Here is a 12293-nt window from a genome sequence, read left to right as displayed (position 1 = left end):
TCTACGCTTTGACATGAACACTCCTCATGGCCTGGATCGGCCTTCTTGTAAGTGTCCGTGAAAACGGGGGTGAACCCGATTGTGCCTATCTATGAATCTGCGCAGGAGATGCCCGTCTGCAACTATCTGCCGGGCATCTGGCTTGGAGCTCCAGCCAATCCAGAGACGATTCTCATTCGCCGGCACCATCTTTAGCTTCTTGGCCCAGTAAAGGTTGGATCGAAGTAGACCTATTGCATCTTGTGCTAGCTTGTCTTTGCGCGATATGGCAACCGCCGGCGTCTTGTCGTCTGTCTTTAGCTTGAACGACTGAAGCAAAAGACTTCCACCTGGCTCGCCGCCCAGATTGTCTATCGTCAGCGACGCGACGCTCTGGGGGTTCCAGCCAGTTCTGAGCGCGACAAGTATGAATATCGCATGCAGCGTTTGGTTTGGGAGCCGGTACTGCGCAAGCAGCCAAGGTCGTGCGTTCTTGCTCGGTAATTGGTACCTTTTCCGCAAGGCCGGCAGCAGGTTGAGGGGCGGGTCTGGGAGCGGCTCGTTGTTCTCTACGCAGCCTACGAACTGCTCCAGCGCGTCCCTGTGAGCCTTGCGTAATCGCGGATTTTCTAGGTAGCCATCATGAGAGCTATCCTCACTGATGTCGTTGCACTTAACGCTGTTCAGCAGGGCGTGCTGATCTAGTAGCATCTGGCGATATTCTTCTATTTCTGCTCGGCAAGCGTTTTCGATTTGATCGTGGACGTGGTCAAGCGCGGCTGCAGGGCTGAAGTCAGGCGTGAGGCCTTGCGCGGCTTGTTGTGGGATGAGATCAAGGAGCGGGGAGGGGCGCGCACGCGCGGTCCTCCTAAATCGCGGCAGGTTCTGTTCGGACCAAGCGAGAAATCTTCCATTGAGCAAGGGTGGGTTGCTGTTTGAAAGGCACGTTAGCAGTGCTCTGAAAAGCTGTTGCTTTGCGCTTAGGCTTATGTTTTTGCGATCCTCCAGGTCGTTGAAGGTCGAGCTAAGCAAGCGCAACAGTTGTTTGTCATCAAATACGTTGGGTTCGTAAGCTAGTAACCGCTTCGTATCCAGCGAAGCTGAGGCCAAGAGGCGACGCAACTGGCTGATAGTTGTACTGGACATCTTGCGTCTGCGGGTTGACTTGGCCATCTCGCTCAACGACCGAGATATTAGGCTCGAGGGCGGCGACGCATAGAGAATGTGCGTCACGTATGTTCGCGTTGTTCCTAGATGACTCCTGTAGACATTGAACGAGTAAGTGGTCACGTCTGATCCTATTCGGTTCGCGTTCCTGATATCAATCGGTCTTTGGCCTATACAGCGGGAGCTTTTGCATCTGGAACATGTCTATATACTACTTTCGATGGCAGCCACCAGCTGGAAGCGCGCAGGGAAGGCATCGGTGCGCGCAGCACGGGCGACATTGACGTGCCCTGACTCCAGCGGCTCACGCAGCACTTCCAGTGTGTGCCGGCTCCATTCCGGCATTAGGGTAGCATGGTACATGTAAACCCCCGAGGAGTGCTCAATGCATCTGCTGCGGACTTCAGAGATCCCGCTTACCGAGCTGAACAAGCTCATTCCGGCTTCTGCGGCGCTTGAAGAGACTCCCCTCCCGAGACTCGAGCCCCGCTTCCCCCTTCTGGTTTCTGAAGAAGGGCAGCTTCATTGGGGGGCCTTTGCGTTTCTCCTGGACACATTTCGAATCGACTCCACCCGTAGCAGGGAGAAGACGCTCTCCACTTACGCCGAAGGGCTGAAGAGCTGGCTGGAATTCGTCGAATGCAACGGAGGCGACTGGACGAGGCCGACTGCATTGCTGCTCAGCGAGTACCGTCGCTTCTTGTCCACGGCACCGAATCGAAAGAGAAGACTAGCTAGCGAAACGATCAACCTACGGACGACCACCGTTCGAGAGTTCTACAAGTTTCTGGAGCATTGGGACGGTGAGGGCCTGGCAGACTCAGGCGGGTCCTGGGAGACGGAGCCGATCAAACAGTTCCTCGCTCGAACTAGTCGGCTGCGGCGGGCAAAGGCTTACAAGAGAAAAGTGCGTGCCATGAGTCCGGAGGAGACTTCGCTCATGGCGGCAACCCTGAAAATGCCTTACTCACTGATGTTCCTTTGGACTCTCGGGACGGGCGCTCGTCGCACCACCGTTGCAGATCTCGATCTCACACAGCTTCCAAAGAACGCACTGAATGTCAACTACATCGAGACTCGGACGAAGGGCGGAAAAGTCATCAATCTGGTGGTGACCTCCCGCTTGGCACAACGAACACTCGATTACTGCCAGACAAGTAGGAACAAGGCAGCTGCGAACTCCACTGAGAAAACAAGCCGGGTCTTTCTGAACTCGAGAGGCAGGCCGGTCACATCGAAGTCCTACTACCAAGCCTTCAGGCGAGCTGCGAAAGTGCTTGGCCTGAACGTGACACCGCACATGTCGCGACATACCTTCGCCGCGCATATGAAGAGTCGTCTCGAGGAGATGGAGAGGCGAGGTGCAAACATCAACTCGATCAAGGTCATTCAGCATCTTCTTGCGCACAACAGTGCAGAGACAACCGAGCTTTACTTGGCCTCCGTCAGCTCCATAGATTCAGGCACGCTTAGGGCAATCCTTGAGACAGAGGAGGCATTGGGATGAGTGGCGTCTCGGAGGCCGTCTTCGCCGGCGATGCGCCTGGCGACCCAGTCAACATCTATGACTTCTCCCGGCTAGGCCTTCCCCGCAAGCCCACTCACGCGTTGCTGAATGCCTTCACCGGCGTGACCTCTACTTACAGGGTGCAGAGTCGAAAGCAAGCATGGGGCTCAATCCGAAAGTTCGCAAACTTTCTGACCGAGCTGGACGGCGACCCGTGGAAGAATATGAGGTCCTCTACGATCTCGCAGAGATACGCGGAGTGGCTTAAGGCGAAGCTCTTGCTAAAGACTGGGGGAAGCCATTTTAACCTGCTTCGACAGATATATGCTTGGCTCGCCACTAACGACACCGAGAACTCGGTGACATGGATGAACATATACTTCCCCCGAGGTCAGTTCCAGAGGGAAGAGGAGTGTTCTCGAGAAAACATCCTTTCCGAAGAGGAGATGCGTGGCATTCTCATCGCTTCAAAGAAGGGGATCGATGAGGTAAGGGCGCGTACAAGGGTGATGGCGTCATTGGCAAATGGAGCTGATGTGCAATGCCTTACAGCCAAGGATAGAGCTGACCTAGATGGCATGCGCCGAGGGATGGCCCAAGGCGTACTCGGAAAGATAAATCTCTGTGCGGCGGGCTTTACGCCATACAGCGTAAAGTACCGGCCTCTAAAGAGGTACCTATTTCTAGAGATCTGCGACTACATCCCATACCTGCTGTACATAGCAATCGAAACGGGCGGGAATCCTGGGGGTTTGATGGCCTTATGCGTTGATTGCATCAGTGATCATGCCGTCGACCCATTAAAGAAAGAATTCACCTGGGATAAATTCAGGGCGACTGAGCAGAGCTCGGCTTCAGTCAGTACCGAAGGTGCGTACGCCATCCCAAAATTGATCGGCGAGGTAGTCGAATTCACTTCGGTACTTCGTATCGCTGCGGGTGCTCGTGCGGACACGGTCTTCCTTAGTTTGTGTCGTGGCAGCATAGGTCGCGTGTCGATTCAGTCATGGCACAACGAACTGGCGCTGTTCATAGACCGGCATGGCCTACCCGACTTCAATTTTGTTGACTTGAGGTTGTCCGGCGCGAGGCTCCTTGGGAATCGAGGCGAGAAGATTGAGCGAGTCCAATCCGAGCTTCAGCACAAGAATTCCAAGACCACCGGCCTCTATATTAGGTCGCCTGAGCGCAAGGGGGCCGCACAAGCGAAATTGTTGGGATTTATGGGGAAGGTAGTCCAGTCCGCAAAAGCGGTGGGCTTGCATCCAAGAAACTACGAGACTACCCAGGGTTACGACTGCACCGACGCGCTCTCAGGTGAAGCGCCCGCATCCAAGAAGGGTCAGAAGTGCCTGGATTTCCTTTACTGCGCCTTCTGCCCCAATAGCGTAGCTGTGCTGGATAGTCCGCGGCACGTTGCACGCATGATTGCTGCTCAACGGGAACTTGACGAAATCAAGAGACTGGCGGTGACCTCTCGTGACGTGGCTGCCAGGTACAAGCACGCGTACGAGAATTCGCACGAAATCCTGTCTGCGTTGCTTGGCAGGGTTACGAAAGTGGTTCTTCGTGAAGCAGAGAAGCTCTCCGTATCTGTCCCTGTTATTGGTCTGGAGTAGCCATGAAATCCTTGCGCCAAGCCACGCCGCCGGTCAGCGAATTGTCTCTCGACGGTCTCGGTATCAACTTCGAGGATGATGAGTGGTTCCTCAGACGAAACGTTATCGACGGGATTGTGGAGACGCGAAGGCTCGATTTCTCGTGCATCCCTGATGGCTGGAAAGTGCCGATAAAGATCTATTTGGCACTTGCTATGCTTGGTAGGCTGGAACGATCGACACGCTATGCTCTTGTCCTCTACGAACGATTTATCGTCCTTAGAAGCTTTGCCGTTTGGTGTTATGAGGAAGGCGTGGATTCGCCAAGCGATCTGAGTCCCGAGCTCATTTGCCCATGGACCGATGCTAGTCGCGCAGTCGGCCGTGTGGAGGCGGGTGCTACTCGGATGCGGGCCAAATTCATCTGTGTCGAGGATTTTCTACTCAACGTGGGAGATGTGTCTGCAGTAGTGCGCGCAGAGATGGTCCGCGTAGGAAAAAGGATGTCGAAGGAGGCATCAGTTGCAGCTAAGAAAAGAAAGGTGGATGACGACCTGAGTGAGCAGGAATGTCTCATGCTCTTGGCAGATGCAATCAAGCTAATAGAGGAAGATGGGCCCACAATAGAAGCCTTCATGGGTGAGGTAATGGCGATAGAGGCTGGGAGGCTGTGCTCAGCAGGCCGAAGGATGAACTCCTTCTACATCGCTAAGCGATCTTTGCCCTTCAATGGTTTCAGGTCAAAAGCTCTAGCTAAGTTGGATCCAAGAGTTGGCTATGGCGAGCAAATAATGCTGAAGATCGCTGAGGGAGCGGCGATCTTCATTATATCTTTGCTCAGTTCCATGAGGCCATCCGAATCTCGTCGGCTCACGACTGCAAGCGTAAAGCCATCCAATGCGCTCGGTATGCCGGCGGGTGCAGAGACCTCCGATTTGATCGAAGGGGTTCTGAGCAAATCTGGTAGGCCGCATGAATGGGTCGCAGCGCCAGCAGTCTCTGACGCAATTGCATTCTTGGAGCGATTGGGGCGCCCGATTCGTGATCATGTCGGGACCGCCGCGCTCTTCGTGCTGAATATGTATAGAGGACGCGGACCGGCTGAAGCTCGAGATGATCAGCGTGGTGCTAGAGTCGATGGCTATGTTGCACTCCGCAGGAGCATGAGAGCATTCGCTGAGGCTAGTATTCCTGGGCTTGATTCTGAGAAATTGAACTTTCGACCATTACGCCGATTCATGGCGCGCTTCATTGCGCGGCGCGACCGCTCGAGTTTGGGTGCTCTGGCATATCAGTACGGACACTTGGAAGCCAGGATCACTGACACCTACTATGTTGGTCTGGATCGTGATCTCTCAACTTTGCTTGAGGAGGAGAACGCAAATGAGGTAGTGAGCGCTATGGATGATTTGATTAGTGCTGAGCACGTCTATACGAACTTGCCTACACCTGTTATCGCGGAAAGCATTTCACGGATGAACGGGGTCTTGGAGCGAGCATCGACAAATCTTGAAGTGATGAGGATGCTGGGTGCCGGTGTGGTACTCGGTCCTTGCGACTGGGGCTATTGCTTCTATCGCGAGGCGCGAAGTCGCTGTGACGGCGATGCGAATGGCCCAAATCCCGGCAAGCGCACTCCTTCCACATGTGCTGGTTGTCTCAACTTTACGGCTACAGCCAAGCACGCCCCTTGGTGGGAGTTGCGAAGGCAAGATCTGATCAGTTTCCTCAAGCTGAGGGGAATTCCCGAGCAGTCTCGTCGCATTGCTGAAGAGCGCCTGGCTTCGACGGAGCTGATCCTGAAGAAAATAGGGAGTAGCCTCTGATGCGCCAGATAGTTCTAGCCGAGACTGAGGCGCAGATTGCTCGCTGGAGGGCGGGTGGCCCTAAGCCTACGGTGGTCTCCATCGCTTCCGCATGCGGTATCAGTAGACAAGCTTTCTATAAATCACACAGAGTGGCCTTGGGCAAGCTCAATGATGCGGTATCTGCGCAGGATGCTCCGAGCGCCCGGGCGGCTGATGCTCTGAAGCTGGAGATGTTGAGAGTCAGATATGAATCTGAGAAGGCGAAAGTGAAGGTACTTACAACGCTGTGTGGGGAGCTGGCCTGCGAGCTGACAGATGTTCGCGAGAAGCTCGCGCAGGAGCGTGCGCGTAGTGACAGGCTCAAGCGGCGTACCGACAAAGGACCGAAGCTAGTTCGATAGTTGGATCCTCATCGGTAGTCGTGTCGCTAACGTCACGACCCCGCGTGCTAGCGCCAACTTGCTGGCGTGACTGGTTGGCCCATCAAAGGCCAGCTGATGTAAGTAAGGACGAAGCCGGCACATCCAGAGCCGTTGCAATCCGGATGATCGTGGAGAGCCGGCAGTCCTTCTTGCCTTGCTCGATATGGCCAAGCTGCGTCCGATGCATACCGAGTTGAGCTGCAAACTCTTCCTGGGAGACGCCCAGCGCCAGCCTGCCCTCCTTAATGGCAGTCCCTAGAGCTTGCTGGGGCGGTGGCGCTTTCACGCCCTAAGCTTTCGTCGTGCAGTACTTTTGGTCTACAGTACTTACGGTAGCGTCCGGCCGGCACTGGTGATCGAGGCCTTGGCGCTGGTGACTGTCCCGTAACCTGCTGGGGTGCTGAAATGAGCTTCTTCTTGGTGGATTCAGACTCAGAGTTCACGTTGGAGCTCTCCCTAACCAAAGAGTCGGAGCTCGACCTACGTCGTCAGCTCGAGAAGCTCCAGCAGGGAGGCCATTCAGGTGCGATCTCGAGGCGACTGGCTGCCGAATTCTCGCGCCTGGTGCCGGAGCTATTGGACTGGGACATAAAGCGGCCAACCAAAGCCCAGATCGCCTATGCAAGATCAATCTGCTATCGATTGAGAATCGAGCTGCCATTGGAGGCCATGGAGTCAAGGCAGGCCATGCACCTATTCATTTCCTCTCGCGGGGCGTGTTCCCACCAATCTCTCGAGCCCTCTATTGGGGATAGCACTTAGCACTACTAGCTGGGACGTGGATGTCCTCGAAGGCTATCAATCGCGTTCCGCTACCCTTGACGTAAGAGCACGCGCAGATCCTTCCGCATCCTGCAGAAGCTTGGGTCGATCTACATCGACCAAGTCGCCATCGATCTTGACTACCCGTCCGCCGATTATCACTGTGTCAACGTCGCTTGGGTGTGCCGAGTGGACCAGCAAGGCTGAAGGGTCTCCGCCGCCAAAGCCTGCGAGATTCAACGAGTCCAAGCGGATGATCTGCAGGTCAGCGCGCTTACCCACGGACAGTGTGCCAATTTCGCTTGCCATACCGACGACCTCTGCGCCGCCTATCGTTGCCAATTCAAGCAAGGACCGCGCATCCGGTGCCGTTTCGCTACGTGCCCCGCCACTCCAAGTAAGGGATGCAAGTCTCATGGTGGCGAACATCTCCGCGCTGCCAGCTAGCGAATTACCATCGATGCCGAGCCCTTGCTTACTGAAGAGTGCGAACTGATCAAAGCGGGTTAACCCGTATCCAACGCGCTGTTCGCTGATAGGCGTCACGGCCAGGCTGCTGCCAGCTGCCTCTAGAACTCTGAGTTGTTCCGCGCTGGCATCCGGGGCATGAACCACGGTCAGGTTTGGATATAGGTACTCACGCTCAATGAGTGCATCAAGCATTGGGCCAGGTTCGCCACTCACATGCACCTGGATAGGCAGTCCCAGCTCATTTGCTGTATCGAACTCTTGCTGACGCATGGCCCAGTTGCGAGCATCGGTACGATTACGTGGTAGCCGCCACGCCAAGCCGACGCCCACTTGGGCACTCTTGTCCAGCCTAGAGGCAATAGAGCGAAGTTGATCGAGATTCATCGGGTGCTTCGTGGTCTTATCTGGTCCCCCGTAGTACAGCGTCCCACGAATTCCAGATCGCTGAAGTGCGCGCAATCCCGCCTCCCCATGCGCGGGGCCAATAACGTTGTCGAAAAAGTCTGCCGTGGTGGTGATTCCGCTGCTGATCAGCTCCAGTGCACCAAGATGCATTGCGGTTTCGACATCATGTGGTGTCATTGATCCTGCAAGCTTCGAGCTCACAGGAAAGAACTGACCTTCCTTGTTCCGGAACTGACCACGCATTGTCGTGACGTAAAGATGGGAGTGGGTGTCAACGAATCCCGGCAACACGATCGCACCCTTTGCTTGGATGCGCCTAGCGGTGCCCGCCTTGAGGCCTCTGCCGATGGCAACAATGCGTCCTCCCTTTATCAGAACGTCAGTCTGTTCTAGATCGCCGACGCCGGGATCCATCGTCATCACATATCCGCCTTCCACCAGAATGTCCTCGGCGTATGACGTCGAAACGGCAGTCAGAAAGACGGAGCTGGCAAGAATGGTCGCGCTAGTAAGCCGCATGCGTACGTCCTCAGGAAGTCGTGGATGACTAGATTGGCTGCGGTCGCTTTTTGAGCATTATTGCCATAAGGAATCTCATGCCAGCTCACACGAGCTTCATATGGGAGGCTCTGTCGCCGCCCAAATGAAGTAGAGAACTTGAGGGGGAACTAGCAAGCGATACGAGCACTACCGTCAGACATGATTTTGGTTCTGAAGTAAGCTACTTACGCCGAAAGGCGTGCAGAACCGATGGCGCGCAAGCGGATGATCACCTACCTACGCTTCTAGCGGCCTCAGAACGATACGGACGTACGGGCACCGATGATGACGACATCTCCACGGTCTCCGTTGCCGCCGGGCCTTTTGATCCACTGGAGATCTGGGCTGAATGACAGGTGCGGCCCGAGTTTCACTCGGTAGTAGAACTCCGCCGCGAACTCATCGTTGCCTGGCCGGACGCCAGATCCGTAGACTTCCCGCAAGCGGCGGTCTGCTGAAACCCGGCTGTTCAGATGGCTGGTTGCGATGGATAGGCCTAGCTCGTCATCCGGCCGTGTGACGAAGCCTGAGAGCGACGCGCCAATAGCAATCGTGCGGTCAACGGTGCTCGTTCTCCGGTCAACCACTGTGCCATTGAGGTACAGGCTCAACCGTCTCTGATAGCCCTCATGGGATAGGTGGACGTCGTGCACCGCGCTGAGGCGCCCGGAAGCTGTGCTATCGATGATCTTAGACGCCTCAGAAATAGCGTCCAGCACTAAATGGCACGTAGCCCGACCTCCTCAGGAGCACCGGCTCCGAGGCGCTAGCGCTAGAGAAGAACTCGGCCGCCGCATGGTCATGGCGGCCGCCCGCTTGCCCTCGGGAGGACATGATGGTCGCTACAGTGCGAGCATTAGTCGGAACCGCTAAGCTGGCTGCCCTTATCCGAGTGTAACAATGGGGCGCTGCCTTGCTTTCATTGCCATTTTTACGGGGCACGGAGAGGCTGGGATTGCGCAGCATTCCGCGCACAACCTGTGAAGAGAGGCCCTAATGAGCACTTTTGCGCGCAAATGAGTCACATGCCAGTCCAGTCTCCTGAAGAGATTGCGGAAGCCCTGGGAAAGCGGTTGAGGGCGCGTCGCCTTCTCTCCAACGTGTCCCAGGCAGCGTTGGCCGATAAAGCCGGGATCTCTCGCAGAGCATTGGTGCAGCTTGAGAGTGGGCAAGGATCAACGGTTCACACGCTGATCTCTGTCCTCAAGGCATTGGGATTAGAACAGCACCTGACCACGCTAGTACCAGTGCCCACCGTTAGTCCAATGGCCATGCTGAAGGCTAAGCGATTGCGCAGCCGGGCGAGCTAGAGGTTGGAGCGGCCTTGGGTCGGCGCCTGCGCTGCACGAGTAACAATTCCCCGACATTGGCTGATTACTTGAGGCTCGATCCAGTTGCAAGGTCCTTGTGGTCATAGCGCTCCAGGTGGTCGATAGCACACCGAACTTCGGCCGACCTGGCGCTTCATTCAGTACGCGATTTCGGCGACAGAAAGAGCCGTAGTGTATGGAAGGACATGCCGGGACGGCTTGCGCCCAGTATAGCGTCGGCCGTTCATAGGGTTGAGGGCCGAACGCCGCCATGGCGGTCGCGGATAGCTGCAGGGCCGACGCATGTTCAATGCGGCTCTGTTCGGCGAGTTTCGTTGCTCGCGCTGATAAGCTCGCTGATTCGTGCGCGAATAAGGCGCGAGGCTACCTCTAGTCCGTCATCGTCTGGCGGATAAGGAGACCCGAAGAGTGGAATCTCAACCCAGAGATGTTCTTGTCCGGGATGGACGTACGGACCATGGTCATCGAGTAGCAGCGCATTGCCAAGGTATGGGGAGACGTAGCGCAGGTCCTTGGTTTTTCCCGACCAATCAATGTATTGAAGCCCAGAGAACCAAGCAGGGACGCTGCCTTCTTTCGCTAAGAGAGTTCCAATTGCTTGCGCACGATCTTTCGGCACGGTGGTAAAAAGGACAAGACTGTCAAAATTTGAACGCATTTCGTCCAGAAAGCTACGCAAACCTGGTCGGGGGATCTGGCTGATGGCATTGGATATGAGAGTTCCCTCAAGATCCAATGCGAGTATGGTCGGCCGCACGGGAAGTTCCGTCTTACAAATGGTCACAGCGCACATTGCGCGCATCGAGCGGCCTTGTCCACATCGTGAGCCTCCTGGTACGCCCGGCAGAATGGCGCGTGAGCGCACGGGCACGCGTAAGTGTCCAATTGCCTCTAGATGCCGAGTCTATTGGCCAGTTCAGATGCATCCGCGCAATGCCAAGCTAGTGCGCCGAATGGATTCAAGGCCGTCGGATGACCGCTTGGCGCGAGGGGGGCACACCCCCAGTTCCCGTATGACCTGCTGCTTGCGGCCCTTCGTCAACTCCCCAGTGAGCAGGAGGAAGCAACTCGAGTCTGAGTGGAGCGCTCGCCTGCCTAGGTAGCAGGGTAAATCATGCACGGGATTGTAACGGACAGATTAGATCGTAACCGCTCTGTGATACTGTCAGATTACTTTGTTACATACGGTTGTATGAACGACCTCCAGGCTGCTGCCCACTACCTCCAGAACTTACTACCCGACATGGTCGCGGAGTTCGAGCCCAGGCCTAGTTCCAAGGCGCGCTTCTTGCCCCACTCTCTCAACAGCATGTTCCGCCTAGCCGAGATTGATCTGCTGGGCCTGCGGGTGCTGCTGGCCAAGGTCCCGACACAGGCGGAACCCACGCCACCTTCTCGGCTGATCGCACAGGTGCACCTGCTGGCTGAAAAGGCCGGCTTGAGGGTCGTTCTCGTGCTCTCGGGCGTGTCGCCATACACTCGCTCCAGGCTCATCGAGTCTCGTGTGGATTTCGTTGTGCCTGGCAGCCAGCTGTTCGCTCCGAGTTTCCTGATGAGCCTGCGCGAGCGCGATTCGTCTCCACCGGTGCCCCTATCCGTTGGCAAGCACCTGAGCCACCCAGCGCAAGCAGTTCTGATCGCCGCTCTACTGCGGCCCGATTTTGAGGAGCGCGGCATCCCTGGGAGCGTCCCGTGGGTGCCGCTCGAACTTGCGCGCGAGGCAGGCTATTCGCGAATGACCGCCTCGCGGGTAGCCCGCGAACTGGTGGCGGCTAACTTGGTCAGCGCCCGGCGCAAGGGACGGGAGACGAGCCTGCGGTTCCTGCAAACGCGACGGTCCTTGTGGGAGGCGGCGCTGCGGCGGCTGCGCTCGCCGGTGCTGCGCACAACCGGCATCGGCAAGGGTGGCTTGGCCATGCTGCCGGCCGATGATTGTCGTGCTGCAGGGGAAACCGGTCTGTCCGTGTTCACCGAACTGGCAGCGCCAGCGCGGCCGGTCGCGGCGATTCCGCGAGACTACTTCCGTGGGCATCCGGAACCAGAATGGTTCCCCGTGGCCGGCGAGGGCTACGCAGATGTGCAGCATTGGGCCTATTCCACCCGCTTGGGCGGCGCGGGCGCCGCCGTGGACCGGTTGTCGCTGTACTTGTCCCTGCAGGGACAGGGCGACCCGAGACTGGACGGCGCGCTGCGGGACCTGCTCGATGAGGTCTTCGCTTGATCGCCGGCGCGCCGGAGTTTGGCCAGTGGTTTGCGAAACTCCGGGACTAGTTCGTGGTCATCGGCGGCGGTGCGCTGGTCGC

Annotated in this window: 8 protein-coding genes and 1 pseudogene; 5 read left to right on the top strand and 4 right to left on the bottom strand. The window is 56.7% G+C overall.

The features are described 5' to 3' along the window. Positions 1-24 precede the first annotated feature (24 nt). Together EGJ34_RS01915 and EGJ34_RS22630 are read right to left on the bottom strand one after the other, a co-directional pair. On the bottom strand, positions 25-1125 hold the full coding sequence (locus tag EGJ34_RS01915; protein WP_125358479.1) for a hypothetical protein: 1101 nt from the start codon (positions 1123-1125) through the stop codon (positions 25-27). Between the two features lie 240 nt (positions 1126-1365). Next, a pseudogene (locus EGJ34_RS22630) lies at positions 1366-1491 on the bottom strand (ATP-binding protein); the annotation flags it as partial. A 40-nt stretch (positions 1492-1531) separates the two neighbouring features. Between EGJ34_RS22630 and EGJ34_RS01905 the strand changes: the two are divergent. Genes EGJ34_RS01905 through EGJ34_RS01895 form a run of 3 tightly spaced genes read left to right on the top strand, consistent with a single transcriptional unit; the run spans position 1532 to position 6077 of the window. Next, positions 1532-2653, top strand: coding sequence for a tyrosine-type recombinase/integrase (locus EGJ34_RS01905; RefSeq protein ID WP_053451501.1), 1122 nt, complete (start codon positions 1532-1534; stop codon positions 2651-2653). Then, complete coding sequence (locus EGJ34_RS01900) at positions 2650-4272, top strand: hypothetical protein (protein WP_053451502.1); 1623 nt, start codon at positions 2650-2652, stop codon at positions 4270-4272. The genes EGJ34_RS01905 and EGJ34_RS01900 overlap by 4 nt, the downstream gene beginning before the upstream one ends. A gap of 2 nt (positions 4273-4274) precedes the next feature. Continuing rightward, a complete protein-coding gene (locus tag EGJ34_RS01895; RefSeq protein ID WP_032964222.1) occupies positions 4275-6077 on the top strand; it encodes a hypothetical protein in 1803 nt (600 codons plus the stop codon). 1202 nt (positions 6078-7279) lie between these two features. Here EGJ34_RS01895 and EGJ34_RS01885 read toward each other — a convergent pair. Beyond that, a complete protein-coding gene (locus EGJ34_RS01885) occupies positions 7280-8638 on the bottom strand; it encodes an amidohydrolase family protein (RefSeq protein WP_125358473.1) in 1359 nt (452 codons plus the stop codon). A 1037-nt stretch (positions 8639-9675) separates the two neighbouring features. Between EGJ34_RS01885 and EGJ34_RS01875 the strand changes: the two genes are divergently transcribed. Then, entirely contained in the window at positions 9676-9969 is a 294-nt protein-coding gene (locus EGJ34_RS01875) for a helix-turn-helix transcriptional regulator (protein ID WP_075076580.1), read from the top strand. Between the two features lie 307 nt (positions 9970-10276). Here the strand turns inward: EGJ34_RS01875 and EGJ34_RS01870 are convergent, their stop codons facing one another. Continuing rightward, a complete protein-coding gene (locus tag EGJ34_RS01870) occupies positions 10277-10783 on the bottom strand; it encodes an NIF family HAD-type phosphatase (RefSeq protein ID WP_194434212.1) in 507 nt (168 codons plus the stop codon). A gap of 399 nt (positions 10784-11182) precedes the next feature. On the opposite strand from EGJ34_RS01870, the gene EGJ34_RS01865 reads away from it, so the two are divergent. Then, complete coding sequence (locus tag EGJ34_RS01865) at positions 11183-12211, top strand: hypothetical protein (protein ID WP_053451504.1); 1029 nt, start codon at positions 11183-11185, stop codon at positions 12209-12211. Positions 12212-12293: the final 82 nt, after the last annotated feature.

Origin of the sequence: Stenotrophomonas sp. 278 (genome assembly GCF_003935715.1) — a bacterium.
Taxonomy (GTDB): domain Bacteria; phylum Pseudomonadota; class Gammaproteobacteria; order Xanthomonadales; family Xanthomonadaceae; genus Stenotrophomonas; species Stenotrophomonas maltophilia_AH.
The sequence above is the reverse complement of the archived record's forward strand: the minus strand, read 5'-3'. Positions and strand labels throughout refer to the sequence as shown.

Bases quoted from the DNA above. Each gene is read 5' to 3' on its own strand.
- EGJ34_RS01865 (WP_053451504.1), top strand. From the start codon at position 11,183: ATGAACGACCTCCAGGCTGCTGCCCACTACCTCCAGAACTTACTACCC.
- EGJ34_RS01915 (WP_125358479.1), bottom strand. From the start codon at position 1,125: ATGTCCAGTACAACTATCAGCCAGTTGCGTCGCCTCTTGGCCTCAGCT.
- EGJ34_RS01870 (WP_194434212.1), bottom strand. From the start codon at position 10,783: ATGTGCGCTGTGACCATTTGTAAGACGGAACTTCCCGTGCGGCCGACC.
- EGJ34_RS01875 (WP_075076580.1), top strand. From the start codon at position 9,676: ATGAGTCACATGCCAGTCCAGTCTCCTGAAGAGATTGCGGAAGCCCTG.
- EGJ34_RS01895 (WP_032964222.1), top strand. From the start codon at position 4,275: ATGAAATCCTTGCGCCAAGCCACGCCGCCGGTCAGCGAATTGTCTCTC.
- EGJ34_RS01900 (WP_053451502.1), top strand. From the start codon at position 2,650: ATGAGTGGCGTCTCGGAGGCCGTCTTCGCCGGCGATGCGCCTGGCGAC.
- EGJ34_RS01905 (WP_053451501.1), top strand. From the start codon at position 1,532: ATGCATCTGCTGCGGACTTCAGAGATCCCGCTTACCGAGCTGAACAAG.
- EGJ34_RS01885 (WP_125358473.1), bottom strand. From the start codon at position 8,638: ATGCGGCTTACTAGCGCGACCATTCTTGCCAGCTCCGTCTTTCTGACT.